Source organism: Micromonospora sp. NPDC005163, assembly GCF_053599835.1.
In genome coordinates this window covers 96943-113551 of the sequence record NZ_JBSFYP010000001.1, presented here as the reverse complement: position 1 = coordinate 113551, position 16609 = coordinate 96943, and the positions used below count along the sequence as shown (strand labels likewise).

15 protein-coding genes are annotated in these 16609 nt (G+C 71.5%); 9 read left to right on the top strand and 6 right to left on the bottom strand.

What is annotated here, in order from left to right:
- Positions 1–8: 8 nt before the first annotated feature.
- The 3 genes from ACWD6N_RS00525 to ACWD6N_RS00515 form a co-directional block, all read right to left on the bottom strand.
- Positions 9–764: an ABC transporter permease gene (locus ACWD6N_RS00525; RefSeq protein ID WP_354962655.1), complete on the bottom strand. Its 756-nt coding sequence runs from the start codon at positions 762–764 to the stop codon at positions 9–11.
- A 17-nt stretch (positions 765–781) separates the two neighbouring features.
- Complete coding sequence (locus ACWD6N_RS00520; RefSeq protein WP_354962654.1) at positions 782–1741, bottom strand: ATP-binding cassette domain-containing protein; 960 nt, start codon at positions 1739–1741, stop codon at positions 782–784.
- 121 nt (positions 1742–1862) lie between these two features.
- Positions 1863–2474, bottom strand: coding sequence for a PadR family transcriptional regulator (locus ACWD6N_RS00515; protein ID WP_449937052.1), 612 nt, complete (start codon positions 2472–2474; stop codon positions 1863–1865).
- Between the two features lie 148 nt (positions 2475–2622).
- Here ACWD6N_RS00515 and ACWD6N_RS00510 point away from each other — a divergent pair, with 148 nt between their 5' ends.
- Positions 2623–4371: an acetyl/propionyl/methylcrotonyl-CoA carboxylase subunit alpha gene (locus tag ACWD6N_RS00510; RefSeq protein ID WP_450004267.1), complete on the top strand. Its 1749-nt coding sequence runs from the start codon at positions 2623–2625 to the stop codon at positions 4369–4371.
- 136 nt (positions 4372–4507) lie between these two features.
- Complete coding sequence (locus ACWD6N_RS00505) at positions 4508–5947, top strand: GuaB1 family IMP dehydrogenase-related protein (protein ID WP_450004266.1); 1440 nt, start codon at positions 4508–4510, stop codon at positions 5945–5947.
- A 112-nt stretch (positions 5948–6059) separates the two neighbouring features.
- Here the strand turns inward: ACWD6N_RS00505 and ACWD6N_RS00500 are convergent, their stop codons facing one another.
- On the bottom strand, positions 6060–6620 hold the full coding sequence (locus tag ACWD6N_RS00500; RefSeq protein WP_354962651.1) for a TetR/AcrR family transcriptional regulator: 561 nt from the start codon (positions 6618–6620) through the stop codon (positions 6060–6062).
- 81 nt (positions 6621–6701) lie between these two features.
- On the opposite strand from ACWD6N_RS00500, the gene ACWD6N_RS00495 reads away from it, so the two are divergent.
- From ACWD6N_RS00495 to ACWD6N_RS00480, 4 genes are read left to right on the top strand one after another with little or no spacing between them, the layout of a single operon-like run.
- Positions 6702–7148 carry a DoxX family protein gene (locus tag ACWD6N_RS00495; protein ID WP_354962650.1) on the top strand — a complete coding sequence of 149 codons (447 nt, stop codon included), beginning with the start codon at positions 6702–6704 and terminating at the stop codon, positions 7146–7148.
- Between the two features lie 25 nt (positions 7149–7173).
- Complete coding sequence (locus ACWD6N_RS00490) at positions 7174–7656, top strand: MarR family winged helix-turn-helix transcriptional regulator (RefSeq protein WP_354962649.1); 483 nt, start codon at positions 7174–7176, stop codon at positions 7654–7656.
- Positions 7650–9383 (top strand): ABC transporter ATP-binding protein, encoded by a 1734-nt coding sequence (locus ACWD6N_RS00485; RefSeq protein WP_450004265.1) that lies wholly within the window; start codon positions 7650–7652, stop codon positions 9381–9383. The genes ACWD6N_RS00490 and ACWD6N_RS00485 overlap by 7 nt, the downstream gene beginning before the upstream one ends.
- Positions 9380–11434 carry an ABC transporter ATP-binding protein gene (locus ACWD6N_RS00480; RefSeq protein WP_450004264.1) on the top strand — a complete coding sequence of 685 codons (2055 nt, stop codon included), beginning with the start codon at positions 9380–9382 and terminating at the stop codon, positions 11432–11434. Before ACWD6N_RS00485 ends, ACWD6N_RS00480 begins: the two co-directional genes overlap by 4 nt.
- Before the next feature lie 59 nt (positions 11435–11493).
- Here ACWD6N_RS00480 and thrS read toward each other — a convergent pair whose 3' ends face one another.
- On the bottom strand, positions 11494–12711 hold the full coding sequence (thrS, locus tag ACWD6N_RS00475; RefSeq protein WP_450004263.1) for a threonine--tRNA ligase: 1218 nt from the start codon (positions 12709–12711) through the stop codon (positions 11494–11496).
- A gap of 517 nt (positions 12712–13228) precedes the next feature.
- On the opposite strand from thrS, the gene ACWD6N_RS00470 reads away from it, so the two are divergent.
- Positions 13229–13849 (top strand): DedA family protein, encoded by a 621-nt coding sequence (locus tag ACWD6N_RS00470; RefSeq protein WP_354962645.1) that lies wholly within the window; start codon positions 13229–13231, stop codon positions 13847–13849.
- Positions 13850–13953: 104 nt separating this feature from the next.
- The gene (locus ACWD6N_RS00465) at positions 13954–14634 is read left to right on the top strand and encodes a DUF998 domain-containing protein (RefSeq protein ID WP_354962644.1); all 681 of its coding nucleotides are present in this window, start codon (positions 13954–13956) and stop codon (positions 14632–14634) included.
- Here the strand turns inward: ACWD6N_RS00465 and ACWD6N_RS00460 are convergent.
- Positions 14591–15994: an NAD(P)H-quinone dehydrogenase gene (locus ACWD6N_RS00460; RefSeq protein WP_354962643.1), complete on the bottom strand. Its 1404-nt coding sequence runs from the start codon at positions 15992–15994 to the stop codon at positions 14591–14593. The genes ACWD6N_RS00465 and ACWD6N_RS00460 overlap by 44 nt on opposite strands.
- A 106-nt stretch (positions 15995–16100) precedes the next feature.
- Here ACWD6N_RS00460 and ACWD6N_RS00455 point away from each other — a divergent pair, with 106 nt between their 5' ends.
- Complete coding sequence (locus ACWD6N_RS00455; protein WP_354962642.1) at positions 16101–16556, top strand: gamma-glutamylcyclotransferase; 456 nt, start codon at positions 16101–16103, stop codon at positions 16554–16556.
- Positions 16557–16609 lie beyond the last annotated feature (53 nt).

Here is a 16609-nt window from a genome sequence, read left to right as displayed (position 1 = left end):
CGCGAACGTCAGCGGACGCTGCGGGCGAACTGGCGTGCGGCCCAGACGACCCCCGCCGCGGCGAGCACCGCGGTGATGGTCAGGCCCTGCCAGACCTTGTCGCTGCCGAGGTCCCCGGCGAACAGCGCCCGGGTGCCGTCGACCGCCCAGGAGAACGGGTTCCAGTCGGCGATGGCCTGCAACCAGCCGGGCGCGAACGTGAGCGGCAGCAGGATTCCGGAGAGCAGCAGCACCGGCTGCGCCACCGTGTTCATCAGCGGGGCCAGCGCGTCCTCGCTCTTGACCTTGAGCGCGACGCCGTACGAGACGGCCGAGGTCATCAGCGCGATCAGGGCGAGCATCAGGTACGCGAGCAGCAGGTCCCCGATGAACACCCGCAGGTCGAACAGGAGCGCCAGCAGGGTGATGATGACCGCCTGCACGAGCAGCGAGACCACGTCGCGCAGCGAGCGGCCGAGCAGCAGAGCGAGCCGGCTGATCGGGGTGACCCGGGAGCGTTCGATGACCCCGGCGCGCAGCTCGGCGATCAGGCCGAAGCCCTGGAACAGGCCACCGAAGATGGCCAGCAGCACCAGCAGACCGGGTACGAAGATCTTGTAGGCGGCGGCCTGGGTGGGCGCGTTCAGCGCCGGCTTGAGCAGTGGGGCGAAGAGCAGCAGGTACATCACCGGCTGGAAGACGCCGACGAAGACCCAGACCGGGTTACGCAGCAGGAGTTGGATCTGCCGCTGGAAGATCAGCCACGTGTCACGGGCGAATTTCATGAGTCGTCTCCGGGTGGTCAGGACTCGCGCAGCGAGCGGCCGGTCTTGGTCAGGAAGACGTCGTCCAGGCTGGGCCGGTGCAGCTCGATCGAGCGCAGCTCCAGCCCGGCGTTGTCGAGTCGGCGCAGCACCTGCGGGATGGCGGTGGCGCCCTCGTCGACGTAGAGGCGCAGGCCGCCCTCGTCGGCGGTTTCCAGCTTGTTGACGTACGGCTCGCCGTCGAGCGCCTGGGCGGCCTGCGGGGTGGCGGCCAGGTCGAGGCCGACCAGCACCACGTCGCCGGAGATCTCCCGCTTGAGCTCGGCCGGGGTGCCCTCGGCCACCACCTCGCCGTTGTCCATGATCGCGATCCGGTCGCAGAGCGCGTCGGCCTCGTCGAGGTAGTGGGTGGTGATGAAGACGGTCATCCCGTCCCGGCGCAGCCGCCGGATCTCGTCCCACATGTGCGCGCGGCTCTGCGGGTCGAGGCCGGTGGTCGGCTCGTCCAGGAAGACGATCTTCGGCTCGTGGATGATGCCGAGCGCGATCTCCACCCGCCGGCGCTGGCCGCCGGAGTAGGTCTTGCACTTGCGGTCGGCGTACTCGGTGAGCTGAAAGGCGTCCAGCGCGCGGGCTGCGCGGCGCTGCGCGTCGGCCTTGCCGATGCCGTACATCCGGGCGTGCAGCACCAGCTCCTCGCGGGCGGTGGACTCGTCCCAGGTGCTACCGCCCTGCGGGACGTAGCCGATCCGGCGGCGCACCTCGGCCGGGTCCTTGCGCAGGTCCGCGCCAGCGATGGTGGCCTCGCCGCCGTCCGGCTCGATCAGCGTGGCGAGCATCCGCAGCGTGGTGGTCTTGCCGGCGCCGTTCGGGCCGAGGAAGCCGAAGATCTCGCCCTCGGCGACCTCGAGGTTGACACCCCGCACGGCGTCCACCGTCTTCGTCTCTCGACCCGCGCGGGAGCGGAACGACTTCCGCAGCCCCCTGGTCTCGATCATTTCTGCTCCTGGTCGTCCGGGCCGGTCGCGCCGGCCGTCGAAGGGGACGACGCCGGACGGCGCACTCCCCCGCTGTGCCGTCAGCAGGCTAACGCGATATAGCTCTTATGGTCAACGTTGATTATTCCGCGTTGGGAGCGGCCGGCTCGGTCCCGTCCGTCCACTGCGGCCAACCCTCGGCGCTCTCCAGCTCAGCAGGTAGGTACGACACTCCGGAATCGATTTTCTCGGCGATCCGCTCGCACCAGGCCATCTCGGCCTCGGCCCGCGCCGACCACAGCTCGAACATCCAACCGACGTGGACCGGCTTGGTGTTGCGCACCCAGTCCGACTCAAGCGAGGCGCGCATCGACTCGATGCCGGCGCGCAGCAGGTTGGCCCGGTTGCGCAGAGCCGCCGCCGCCTCGGGCCGCGGCATCGCGGGGAGGAAGGAGAAGGCCGCCGCGAACGGGTCCACCGGCTCGGAGAAGTTCCACCAGAGGCCCCGCAGCAACGTCTCGAACTCGTCCTCACCCTTGGGAGTCACCTCGTACGTGGTCCGCGCCGGACGGGCACCGACCTGCTCGGTCGCGACGGCGCGGAGCAGCCCTTCCTCGGTGAGCTTTCGCAGCGCGTGGTAGATCGAGCCGGGCTGCACGTTGGCCCACTTGTCGGCGCTCCAGCTCAGCAGCTCGCGGCGCACGTCATAGCCGTGCACGGGCTGCATCCACCGCACCAGACCGAGAATCATCATCCGAGTCGCAGACACCGGACAAGCGTAATAGGCAAGTTTGACTAGAGCGCGGCACGCACAGTGCGGCATCCCACACTGAGCGATCGTTAGGGCCACCAGGGCGGCCGATACACTCCCCGTCAGTAACCTGCCGGGAGGAGCCACGAAGGTGCGCAAGGTACTCATCGCCAACCGCGGCGAGATCGCCGTCCGGGTGATCCGCGCCTGCCGCGACGCTGGAATCGGCAGCGTCGCCGTGTACGCGGACTCCGACCGCGACGCCCTGCACGCCACGCTCGCGGACGAGGCGTACGCGCTCGGCGGGGACAGCGCGACCGACACGTACCTGCGCATCGACAAGCTGCTCGACGTGGCCGCCCGGGCCGGCGCCGACGCCGTGCACCCCGGCTACGGCTTCCTGTCCGAGAACGCCGACTTCGCCCAGGCGGTCATCGACGCCGGGCTGACCTGGATCGGCCCCACCCCGCAGGCGATCCGCGACCTGGGTGACAAGGTCACCGCCCGGCACATCGCCCAGCGCGCCGGCGCGCCGCTGGTCCCCGGCACCCCCGACCCGGTCGCCAGCCCGGACGAGGTGATGGCGTTCGCCATCGACCACGGCCTGCCGGTCGCCATCAAGGCCGCCTTCGGTGGTGGCGGGCGCGGGCTCAAGGTGGCCCGGACCATGGAGGAGATCCCCCAGCTGTTCGAGTCGGCCACCCGGGAGGCCGTCGCGGCGTTCGGCCGGGGCGAGTGCTTCGTCGAGCGCTACCTGGACCAGCCGCGGCACGTCGAGGCGCAGGTCCTCGCCGACCAGCACGGCAACGTGATCGTGGTCGGCACCCGGGACTGCTCGTTGCAGCGGCGACACCAGAAGCTGGTTGAGGAGGCCCCCGCGCCGTTCCTCAGCGACGCCCAGCGGGCCCAGATTCACGAGAGCGCCAAGGCAATCTGCCGCGAGGCCGGCTACCACGGCGCCGGCACGGTGGAATACCTGGTCGGCGTGGACGGCACCATCTCCTTCCTGGAGGTCAACACCCGGCTCCAGGTCGAGCACCCGGTGACCGAGGAGACCGCCGGCATCGACCTGGTCCGCGAGCAGTTCCGGATCGCCGACGGCGAGAAGCTGCGCATCACGGAGGACCCGACGCCGCGCGGGCACTCGATCGAGTTCCGGATCAACGGCGAGGACCCGGGCCGCAACTTCCTGCCCGCCCCCGGCACCGTCACCGCCCTGCGGCTGCCCACCGGCCCCGGTGTCCGGGTGGACACCGGCATCTCGGCCGGCGACGTGATCGGCGGCAACTTCGACTCCCTGCTGGCCAAGGTGATCATCACCGGCGAGACGCGCACCGAGGCGCTGGAGCGGGCCCGCCGCGCGCTGGACGAGATGGTGCTCGAGGGGATGGCCACCGCGCTGCCGTTCCACCGGCTGGTGGTGCGGGACGAGGCGTTCACCGCCGAGCCGTTCACCGTGCACACCCGGTGGATCGAGACGGAGTTCCACAACACCGTGCCGCCGTTCGCCGCCGCCGCCAGCGCCGCCGAGGCGCCGGTCGAGCGCGAGACCGTGGTGGTCGAGGTGGGCGGCAAGCGGTTGGAGGTCAGCCTCCCCGCAGGCTTCGGCGGGGGTACGACCACCGCCGCACCGGCCGCGCGCAAGTCGACCCGGCGCGGCGGCGCCAAGGCCGGTGCCCCGGTCGGCGGCGACACCCTCGCCTCGCCGATGCAGGGCACCATCGTCAAGATCGCAGTGGCGGACGGCGACACCGTCGCCGAGGGCGACCTGGTGGTGGTGCTGGAGGCGATGAAGATGGAGCAGCCGCTGCACGCCCACAAGGCCGGCACGGTCAGCGGACTCTCCGCCGAGGTCGGCGCCGTGATCACCGCCGGCGCCGCGATCTGCACCATCGCCTGAAGGAAGGGCACCTTATTAACGCCTGGTGCATAAGAAGGGGCCCTTCCTAACACTTTGTCCGTGGTGGCGCTCGGCGCGGGGGTGGTTTGCGGCACCGACGTGGGCGCGGACGGTCGGGGGCAGGAATGATGGCCAGGTGCAGTTCCTTCACGGCGCGGCCCCCGCGCACGACCTGACCTACACCGACGTCTTCATGGCGCCGGCCCGCTCCGACCTGGGCTCCCGGCTCGATGTCGACCTGTCCACGGGCGACGGCACGGGCACCACCATTCCGCTGGTGGTGTCGAACATGACCGCCGTCGCCGGTCGGCGGATGGCCGAGACGGTGGCCCGGCGGGGCGCGATCGCCGTGATTCCGCAGGACATCCCGATCGAGGTGGTGGCGAACGTCGTCGCCTGGGTGAAGCAACGGCACCTGGTCTACGACACGCCGATCACGCTCGGTCCGACCGAGACCGTGGGTGACGCCATCCACCTGCTGCCGAAGCGCTCACACGGCGCGGTGATCGTGGTCGACGAGGCCGGCCGGCCAATGGGCGTGGTCACCGAGGCGGACACCATGGGCGTGGACCGGTTCGCCCAGTTGCGGCACGTGATGTCCACCGAGCTGCACACCGTCCCGGCGGACGCGGACCCGCGTACCGGCTTCGACCTGCTCTCCGCGGGGCGACGCCGGCTCGCCCCGGTGGTGGACGCCGACGGCCGACTGGTCGGGGTGTTGACCCGCCAGGGCGCGTTGCGGGCCACGCTCTACACGCCGGCGGTGGACGACCGGGGTCGGCTGCGCATCGCGGCCGCGGTCGGGATCAACGGGGACGTCACCGGCAAGGCCGCCGCGCTGCTGGAGGCGGGGGTGGACACGCTGGTCGTGGACACCGCTCACGGCCACCAGGCGCGGATGATGTCGGCGCTGCGGGCGGTCCGCAAGCTGAACCCGGGGGTGCCGGTGGCGGCCGGCAACGTGGTGACCGCCGAGGGGGTACGTGACCTGGTCGAGGCGGGCGCCGACATCATCAAGGTCGGCGTCGGCCCGGGGGCGATGTGCACCACCCGGATGATGACCGGCGTGGGCCGACCCCAGTTCTCCGCCGTGCTCGACTGCTCGGTGGCGGCCCGCGAGCTCGGCCGGCACGTCTGGGCCGACGGCGGCGTGCGGCACCCCCGTGACGTGGCGCTCGCGCTCGCCGCCGGCGCCTCGAACGTGATGATCGGTTCGTGGTTCGCCGGCACCTACGAGTCCCCCGGCGATCTGTACACCGACGCCGACGGTCGGCGGTACAAGGAGAGCTTCGGGATGGCTTCGGCGCGGGCGGTCAGCGCCCGTACCGCCGACGACAGCCCCTACGACCGCGCCCGTAAGGCGGTGTTCGAGGAGGGCATCTCCTCGGCCCGGATGCACCTGGACCCGGCCCGGCCCGGCGTCGAGGACCTGATCGACGAGATCATCGCCGGGGTCCGCAGCGCCTTCACCTATGCCGGCGCGCGGGACCTGGCGCAGTTCCACGAGCGGGCGGTCGTCGGTGTGCAGAGCGCCGCCGGCTTCACCGAGGGGATGCCGCTGCCCACGAGCTGGTGATCCCGCATCCCACGGACGTGTCGATCATGAAGTTGTGGTGCCTCACACAAGGGGCACCAATGGGCGAGCCCCCACCACAACTCCATGATCGACGCCGTGGAGGGGTGGGTGGTTACCGGGTCAGGCGCTTGAGGACTTCGCGGGCTGCGTCGCTGGGGTTGTCGCCGACCCGGTCCGGCAGTGCGCCGGCCAGCCAGAGGGTCGCGAAGCCGTGCGCGATCGACCAGGCGGCGAGCGCGTCGCTGTCGGCGTCGACGGGCGCGCCACGGGCGGGCAGTGCGGCCACCCCCGACCGGAGCGCGGCACCGGCGCGCTCCTGTGCGGCGACCAGTTCGGCGTCGTCGGCCCGGTAGAGCTCGGTCCGGAACATCACCTCGAAGTGCGCGCGGTGCCGGACGGCGAAGTCGACGTACGCGACACCGGCGTCCAACAGGTCGTCGGCCGTCGCGGTCAGCGCCTGCGCCAACAGGTCGAAGCCCTGGGCGGCCAGCGCGGTGAGCAGCCCGGCCTTGTCGCCGAAGTGGTGGGCGGGCGCGGCGTGCGAGACGCCGGCCCGGCGGGCCAGGTCGCGCAGGCTCAGCGCGACGGGCCCCACCTCCTCGATCGCTTCGACCGCGGCGGCGAGCAGGGCACGGCGCAGATCGCCGTGGTGGTAGGCGCGCGTTCCGGTCATACCCGAATCCTATCTTGCCATTGACAAGATGCCACTCGCCCAGGCAATCTTGTCACTGACAAGTTCACGAGGAGGATTCCAATGGCACCCCTGATCGCCCTGCTGGTCGGCACCGCACTGGCCCGGTTGACCGGCTTCGCCGGCGTCGACGCGGTGGACGGCTGGCACCCCGCACTACGGGTCGGACTGGCCCTGATGTTCACGCTGACCGCCGTGGCGCACTTCGCCGGCCAGCGCCGCACCGACCTGATCGCAATGGTCCCGCCCGGCATGCCCCGCCCTGGGCTGCTGGTCACCGTCACCGGCGTGTTGGAGCTGGTCGGCGCGGTCGGCCTGCTGATTCCGGCAACCGCCCGCCTGGCCGCCGCCGGGCTCGGCCTCTTGATGCTCGCGATGTTCCCGGCCAACGTCTCGGCCGCCCGCCGGGGGCTGACCCTGGCCGGGCAACCGGTCACCCCGCTCGGCCAGCGCACCGTTCTGCAGATCATGTTCGTAGCCACCGCGGCGGCTATTTCGTTTGGCCCCTGACTATCAGGGGACTAACCTGCTTGCCGTGGACATCGTCACTCTCCAGGACGTGCCGCTCGGCCGGCTGCTGGTCGTGGCCGGGCACCTCGTCGGGCAGCGGTGGAACCGCTACCTCGCCGAGGAGCACGGTCTCACCCAGGCCGGCATGGTGACCCTGATGACGCTCGCCCGGCACGGCGAGCTGCCCCACCGCCAGGTCGCCGAGAAGGGCTTCGTGCGCCCGGCGACCCTGACCGGCATCGTGGACACGCTGGCCCGCGAGGGGCTGGTCGAGCGGCAGCGCGACGACAGCGACCGACGCAGCGTCCGGCTCGCCATCACCCCCGCCGGCCGGGAGCGGGTGGCGGCCCTCACCACCCTGATGCACTCCGGAAGTCCGCTCACCTCGGTCGACGCCGACCCGGCGAAGGCGCAGGTGATCCGGGACTTCCTGCTCGAGGTCATCGGCAGCGGGGACGACCCGCGGATGACCGGACGCCCCACCGACGCGAAGGACCCGGCGTGCTGATCCGACTGTTGCGCAACCAGTTGCGCACCTACCAGCGACCGTTGACGGCAGTGGTGCTGCTCCAGTTCGTGGGCACCATGGCGTCGCTCTACCTGCCCAGCCTCAACGCCGACATCATCGACCGGGGCGTGGCCCGGGGCGACACCGACTACATCGTGCGCATCGGCGGCTGGATGCTGCTGGTCAGCCTGATCCAGATCATCTGTTCGATCGCCGCGGTCTACCTGGGCGCACGGATCGCGATGGGCTTCGGCCGGGACGTCCGGGCGACCCTGTTCGGGCACGTCAACCGCTTCTCCGCCCGCGAGGTGGCCCGGTTCGGCGCACCGTCGCTGATCACCCGCAACACGAACGACGTGCAGCAGGTGCAGATGCTCGTGCTGATGAGCTGCACCATGCTGGTCGCCGCACCGATCATGAGCGTTGGCGGTGTGGTGATGGCGCTCCGGGAGGATCTCGGGCTCTCCTGGCTGATGCTGGTCAGCGTGCCGGTCCTGGCCGTCGCGCTCAGCATGATCATCCGTCGGATGGTGCCAGGCTTCCGGCTGATGCAGACCCGGATCGACACCGTCAACCGGGTGCTGCGCGAGCAGATCACCGGCATCCGGGTGGTCCGCGCCTTCGTCCGCGAGCCGTACGAGACGGACCGCTTCGCCGTCGCCAACACCGACCTGACCGCCACCGCGCTGCGTACCGGCCGACTGCTGGCACTGATCTTCCCGGTGGTCATGCTGGTGCTGAACGTCTCCAGCGTGGCGGTGCTCTGGTTCGGCGCCCAGCGGGTCGACTCCGGCGCGATCCAGGTCGGCGCGCTCACCGCCTTCCTCCAGTACCTGATGCAGATCCTGATGGCCGTCATGATGGCCACCTTCATGCTGATGATGGTGCCCCGGGCCGCGGTCTGCGCCGAGCGGATCGTCGAGGTGCTGGACACCGACTCCTCGGTGGTTCCCGCCGCCGAGCCCATCGCTGAGCCGCCCACCAGGGCCGAGCTGGAGCTGCGCGGGGTGCGCTTCCAGTACCCGGGCGCGGTCGAGCCGGTGTTGCGGGACATCTCCTTCCGAGCGACCCCCGGCACCACCACAGCGATCATCGGCAGCACCGGCGCGGGCAAGACCACCCTGCTGTCACTCATTCCCCGCCTGGTCGACGTCAGCGCCGGCGCGGTGCTGGTCGACGGCGTGGACGTGCGGGAGCTGGCGCCCGACGAGCTGTGGCGGCGCATCGGCCTGGTGCCGCAGCGGCCGTACCTGTTCACCGGCACGGTCGCCAGCAACCTGCGCTACGGAAACCCGGACGCCACCGACGACGAGCTGTGGCGGGCCCTGGAGCTCGCCCAGGCCCGGGACTTCGTGGCCCAGATGCCCGGCGGGCTGGATGCTCCGATCGCCCAGGGTGGCAGCACCGTCTCCGGCGGGCAGCGCCAACGCCTGGCCATCGCCCGGGCCCTGGTCAAACAGCCGGAGATCTACCTTTTCGACGACTCGTTCTCCGCGCTCGACCTCGGCACCGACGCGCGGCTGCGGGCGGCGCTACGTCCGGTCACCGCGCAGTCCGCGGTGGTGATCGTGGCCCAGCGGGTCTCCACGATCGTCGACGCCGATCAGATCATCGTGCTTGAGGACGGGGGGGTCGTCGGAGTGGGACGACACGAGGAGTTGCTGGAGAGCTGCCCGACGTACGCCGAGATCGTGGCCTCCCAGCAGACGGCGGAGGTGCCGGCATGAGCGAGCCCGACGAGCCGCGGACCGCGGCCGTACCCACGCAGAAGCCGGCCGGCGACGGGCCGACGCCGAAGCGGCTGCCCCCCGGCCGGCAGGGCGGTGGGCCGCCGTGGGCGGGCGCGGGGATGCCCGCCGAGAAGTCGATGAACTTCGGGCCGTCCGCCCGGCGGCTGCTCGGCCGGCTGCGCCCGCACCGGCTGCACCTGGCCGCCATCATCACCCTGGCCGTGGTGAGCGTCGGGTTCAGCGTGGCCGGACCGAAGATCCTCGGCCACGCCACGGACCTGATCTTCAACGGGGTGATCGGTCGGCAACTGTCGGCGGGCACCAGCACCGAGCAGGCCGTCGCGGCGGCCCGGGCCGGCGGCAACGACAGCTTCGCCGACATGCTGGGCCGAATGGACGTGGTGCCCGGCGTGGGCATCGACTTCAGCGCCCTGAGCCGGGTGCTGCTGCTGGCGCTCGGGCTCTACCTCGCCGCGAGCGTGCTGTCCTGGTGGCAGGGCTGGCTGCTCAACGGGGTGGTCCAGCGCACCGTGCTGCGGCTGCGCGCCGAGGTGGAGGAGAAGCTCAACCGGCTGCCGCTGCCGTACTTCGACCGGCAACCCCGCGGCGAGCTGCTCAGCCGGGTCACCAACGACATCGACAACATCTCGACCAGCCTCCAGCAGACGCTCAGCCAGCTGCTCACCTCGCTGCTGACCGTGGTCGGCGTGCTGGCCGTGATGTTCTGGATCTCGCCGCTGCTGGCCCTGGTGGCCCTGGTCGCGGTGCCGCTGTCGGTGCTGGTCACCCAGCGCATCGCCAAGCGCTCCCAGCAGCAGTTCATCGCGCAGTGGAAGCACACCGGCGAGCTGAACGGCCAGATCGAGGAGGCCTACACCGGTCACGAGCTGGTGAAGGTCTTCGGCCGGCAACGCGAGGTGGAGGCCGCGTTCAACGCCAAGAACGAGGAGCTGTTCCGGGCCAGCTTCGGCGCCCAGTTCATCTCCGGGATCATCATGCCGTCGATGATGTTCATCGGAAACCTCAGCTACGTGGCGATCGCGGTGGTCGGTGGGCTGCGGGTGGCGTCCGGGACGATGAGCCTCGGCGATGTGCAGGCGTTCATCCAGTACTCCCGCCAGTTCACCCAGCCGCTCACCCAGCTCGCCTCGATGGCCAACCTGCTCCAGTCCGGAGTGGCCTCGGCCGAGCGGGTCTTCGCGGTCCTCGACGCCGACGAGCAGAGCCCCGACCCGGTTCAGCCCGCCCGGGTCACCGACCCGCACGGTCGCGTCGAGTTCGAGCACGTCTCGTTCCGGTACGAGCCGGACAAGCCGCTGATCGACGACCTGTCGCTGGTCGCCGAGCCAGGCCACACGGTGGCCATCGTCGGCCCGACCGGCGCCGGCAAGACCACCCTGGTCAACCTGGTCATGCGGTTCTACGAGCTGGACGCCGGCCGGATCACCCTGGACGGGGTGGACATCACCACCATGCGCCGCGACGACCTGCGGGGTCGGATCGGCATGGTGCTCCAGGACACCTGGCTCTTCGGCGGCACCATCCGCGACAACATCGCGTACGGCCGGCCGGACGCCACCGAGGAGGAGATCCTCGCCGCGGCCCGGGCCACCTTCGTCGACCGGTTCGTGCGCAGCCTGCCGGACGGCTACGACACGGTCATCGACGAGGAGGGCAGCAACGTCAGCGCCGGCGAGAAGCAGCTCATCACCATCGCCCGGGCGTTCCTCGCCGAGCCGTCCCTGCTGATCCTGGACGAGGCGACCAGCTCGGTGGACACCCGCACCGAGGTGCTGCTCCAGCGCGCGATGGCCGCGCTGCGCTCGGATCGGACCAGCTTCGTCATCGCGCACCGGCTCTCCACCATTCGCGACGCCGACCTGATCCTGATGATGGAGAACGGCCGCATCGTCGAGCAGGGCACCCACGAACAGCTGCTGGCCGCCCACGGCCCCTACCACCAGCTCTACCGCTCCCAGTTCACCGCCGCCGTGGTCGAGGAAGACCCCGCCGCACCCGCCAAGTCCCCCCAGCCCGCGTCGATCTAGGGCGGATCATCATGAACGGAGATCCACTCACAACGACCCACCCCGGATCGACGGGTGGGTCAGTCGGGGGGCACAAGGTCGGCCGAGCGGGCGGCGACCTGGCGGGTGATCAGGGTCAGTGCGGCCGCGGCGGGCATCGGATCCAGGGTGCGGCCGTCGCGGAGGCGCAGCGCGAGGTGCCCGTCAGCCTCCTCCCGGGAGCCCAGCACCCCGAGGTACGGGACACGGCGGCGGGTCGCGTCCCGGATCCGGGCGCCCAACGAGCCGGAGGCGGCGACCTCGACCCGCAGCCCGGCAGCGAGGGCCCGCCGCGCCAGCTCGGCCGCCGCCTCGGCCTGCCCGTCGTCCACCGGCAGCAGCACCAGCTGGACCGGGGCGTACCAGGCCGGAAAAGCGCCCTGGTGCACCTCGATGAGGTACGCGAACAACCGCTCCATGCTGCCGACCAGGCTGCGGTGCACCATCACCGGCCGGCGCCGGCCGCCGTCGGAGTCGGTGTACGACAGGTCGAACCGTTCCGGCTTGTCGAAGTCCAGCTGGATGGTGGAGATGGTCGACTCCCGACCGGCAGCGTCGACGATCTGAATGTCGATCTTCGGACCGTAGAACGCGGCCTCCCCCGGCGCCTCGACATACGCCACCCCGGCCAGCGCACCCCGGAGCAGTTCCTCGGCGCGGGCCCACTGCGCGTCGTCGCCGACGTACTTCTCGCCCAGCCCGCGCAGCGACAGCCGGAAACCGGCCGGGCGGACGCCGAGCGCGGCGTGCGCGGCACGGATCAGCCCGAGGATCTCCGCGACCTCCGCGCCCACCTGGTCCGGCGCGCAGAAGGTGTGCGCGTCGTTGAGCGAGATAGCTCGCACCCGGGACAGCCCGCCGAGCACCCCGGAGCGCTCCGAGCGGTACATCCCACCCAGCTCCGCGATCCGCAGCGGCAACTCCCGGTAGGAGCGGCCCCGGGCTCGGAAGACCAGCGCGTGGTGCGGGCAGAGCGCCGGCCGGAGCACGAACTCGTCGTCGGCGCTCAGCCGCATCGGCGGGAACATGTCGTCGGCGAAGTAGCCGAGGTGCCCGGAGAGTTCGAAGAGTTCGCGCTTGCCCAGCGGCGGCGAGTAGACGTGCTGGTGGCCGGACCGGCGCTCCAGCTCACGGACGTACTCCTCGACGGCGTGCCGGGCGGCGGCGCCGGCCGGCAGCCAGATCGGCAGGCCGGCGCCGGCCAACGGGTCGGAGACGAAGAGGTCCAGCTCCCGGCCGAGCTTGCGGTGGTCGATCATGTCGCGCTCCTGGATCGGGTACGACCCGGAGGCGACCCGGACTCCGAACGCCGCGCGGCCCTCGGGGCGGATCGCCCCGAGGCCTGGTCGACGGTGGTTACGTCAGAGCGGCACGCCGGGGACACCCGGCGTCGTGGTCACCACTACCGCGCTGCGCATGCGGCGACCGTACCCGTCGGGCGATCGGGAACGCACCCGGATTTGGCGTGGCGGAGGGGAGGGCGGGCCGCCGGCGCGGGACCCGCCGGCGGCCCTGGGCGACCCGGATCGTCAGGAACGGGGGACCCGACGGTGCTGGGGCCGCGCGGACAACGGTACGCCGACGAACGCCGATCCGCCGACCGGCGCGGGGCGGGCGGACGGCCACCGGACCGTCACCCGAGGACGGCTCGCCTCGTTGTACCTGGGTGGCCCAGTCGTGTCGACGGTCACGGCGGGGTGGGGCTGTCCACGGTGACGCCGGACACGCCGTCAGGCTCGAGACACCCAATCGGCCGCATCCGGCGAGGTGGCACGCGTGCCCGAACTACTGACTGACGTCGCATCGCCGACCTGGGCGTACCTCGTGCTGCTCAGCCTGCTGATCGCGGACGCCTTCGTCCCGGTGATTCCCACCCAGATCGTCATGATCACCAGCGGTGCGCTCACCGTCTACGGCGGGCTCAGCCTGCCGGTCACCATCATCGTCGGCGCGCTCGGCGTCTTCGCCGGTGACCTGGCCTGCTACCTGCTCGGTCGCGGCGCACCGGACCGGCGGGCACCCCGGCACGCCGAGCCGAGCCGGGCACGACGGGTCGCCAGCCGGGTCACCCAGGGGTTGCGACAGCCCGGGCCGCTGGTCATCCTGCTCTGCCGGTTCGTGCCCGGCGGGCGAATGGCGGCCTGCTTCTCAGCCGGCCGCAGCCGTTACCCGTACCGGCTGTTCGTGCTCTACGAGACGGTGGCGGCGCTGGGCTGGGCCACCTACGGTGCGCTGGTCGGGCACCTCGGCGGCACCGCGCTGACCGAGTCGGCCTGGCGGCTGGCCATCATCGCCACCGCCGCAGCGGCCGGCTTCGCCGCCGCCGGGTGGGCCATGACCCTGGTCAGCGCACGGCACGCCCGGGCCGCAGCGGCAGCCGACATCCCCATCGACTGAGTGTCGGGCGCGGCACACCCGGGTGCCTCTAGGGGTAGTCCCCCGGGACGATTTCGGTGGCCGTCCCGGATCCGGCTCGGGCCTCCGGAGCGACAGGCTGAGGCATGCCTGGAACCCGGAGCACCGGCCTGTTCGCCCTCGGCGGGATCGCCCTGGCGGCGCTGCTGACCGTGATCGGCCACCTCGAAGTCAACGACGACCTCAACCCGTGGGCGCTGACCATCAGCGACTTCGCGGTCTCCGACCGCGGCGGCGTCATCGACATCGCGATGGTGGTTCTCGCGCTCGCCACCGTGGCGCTGCTGTACGGGCTGCGCCGCGCCGGCCCACCCCAACCGGCCCCGGGTCGGCCGGCCGAGCTGCTGCTCGGCGCGTGGGCGGCCGGGCTGCTGCTGGCCGCGGTGGTGCCGACGAACGAGCCGGGCACCGCCATGACCACCGCCGCCTACCTGCACCGGTACGCCTCGGTGGTCGCCTTCCTGGCGCTGCCGGCCGCCGGCTGGCTGCTCGCCCGCCGGCCCGACCTGGCGCCCACCGCCCGGACGCTGCGCACCCTCGTCGTGCTCAGCCTGGCCCTGGCCGCGGCGATGATCTGGTCCGCCTACCCCGGCGACCGTGTGCTGATCGGCCTGGCCGAGCGCCTGCTCATCCTCACCGAGGTCGCCGTACTCGGCACCGTCGCGGTGGCCCTGACCCGGACGTCCGTCGCCCGCCCGCTAACCGCGACGCGGAGGGTGGGTCCTACTCCAACTCGTGGAGCATTAGTTGGCGGGCCGCCTCGGTGATCGAGCCGGAGAGGCTCGGGTAGATGGTGATGGTCTGCGCCAACTCGTTGACGGTCAGGTTGTTCTCCACCGCCATCGTGATCGGCAGGATCAGCTCGCTGGCCTTCGGCGCGACCACCACCCCGCCGACGACCTGGCCGCTCGCCGGCCGGCAGAACAGCTTCACGAAGCCGTCGGAGAGGTCGTCCATCTTGGCCCGGGCGTTGCCCGACAGCGGCAGCATCACCTGCCGGGCCGGCACCTTGCCGGCGTCCACCTCGTCCTGGGAGACGCCCACGGTGGCCAGCTCCGGGTCGGTGAAGACGTTCGCCGCGACGGTCCGCAGCCGCAGCGGGCGGACCGCCTCGCCGAGGGCGTGCCACATGGCGATCCGGCCCTGCATGGCGGCGACGCTGGCCAGCAGCAGGACGCCGGTGCAGTCACCAGCGGCGTAGATGCCGGGCACGTTGGTCCGGGACACCCGGTCGACCGTGACGTAGCCGCCCCGGCCCAGCTCCACGCCGTACTCGGTCAGGCCCAGGTTGGCGGTGTTCGGGATCGAACCGACCGCGATCAGGGCGTGCGAGCCGGAGACCTTACGGCCGTCGGAGAGCTCCACCTCGACGCCGTCGGCCGTACGCCGGACCGCGTCGGCGCGGGAGTTGTTGAGGATGCTCATGCCCCGGTTGCGGAACACCCGCTCGATGGCCGACGCCGCGTCGGCGTCCTCGTGCGGCATCACCCGGTCGCGGCTGGAGACCAGGGTGACCTGGACCCCCATCGCCAGGTACGCGCTGGCGAACTCGGCGCCGGTCACGCCGGAGCCGACCACGATCAGATGCTCGGGCAGCTCCGGCAGGTCGTACACCTGGCGCCAGGTCAGGATCCGCTCACCGTCCGGTACGGCGGTGGGCAGTTGGCGGGGCGTCGAGCCGGTGGCCACCAGCACGGTGGACGCGGCGATCGAGTATTCCTCGCCACCGTCGGCGGGGGTGACGATGACCCGGTGGGTGTGGCCCAGCGTGTCCTCACCCAGCCGGGCGGTGCCGGCCACGAAGGCGACCCCCGCCTTGAGCAGCTTGGCGTGGATGTCGGCGGACTGCGCCAGCGCCAGCCGCTTGACCCGCTCGTGCACCGCCCGCGCGTCGACGGTCACCGCCTCCAGGCCGTCCGAGTGCACCCCGAACTCTTCCGTGTCCCGATAGCCGGTGACCACCTCCGAGCTGGCGATGAAGGTCTTCGACGGAACGCAGTCGGAGAGCACGCACGCCCCGCCCGCGCCGTCGGCCTCCACCACGGTGACATCGGCGTCCAGCTGGGCGGCGACCAGCGCCGCCTCGTACCCGGCCGGCCCCCCACCGATGATCACGATCCGGCTCACAGCGTCTGCCCTTCGTCGATGCTCACAGTGACTTTCTTCTCCCGAACGCACCCGACACGCACAGTCGTATTCTCCCCCACCCGCCTGTCCGGCTATCGTCATCGCCGTGGGTCTTCACGCCGCCTACGGCTCAAACCTGGATCCCGCCCGGATGCGCGCCTACTGCCCGCATTCGCCGATGGTGGGCGTCGGCTGGCTGGAGGGGTGGCGGCTGACCTTCGCCGGGGCGGACGTGATCGGCTGGGAGGGCGCGGTGAGCACCCTGGTCGAGTCCCCCGGTGACCGGGTCTTCGTGGCGCTCTACGACATCCACCCGTACGACGCGGCCCAGCTCGACGAGCTTGAGGGGGTCGCCGCCGGCACGTACCGCAAGCTGCACGTTCGGGTCTCCACCCTCGACGGCGACGTGACCGCGTGGATCTACGTCTTCGACGGGTACGAGGGCGGCCTGCCGACGTCGTGGTATCTCTCCGAGATCGCGAACGCCGCCGAGAAGGCGGGCGCGCCGGACGACTACGTCACCGAGCTGCGGGCCCGCCCCACCGGCACCGCGTCGGCCTAGGGGCTGTCGCAGTCGGCCTGGAGGCTGTCGCACGCTGCCAGTCTGCTACCGAC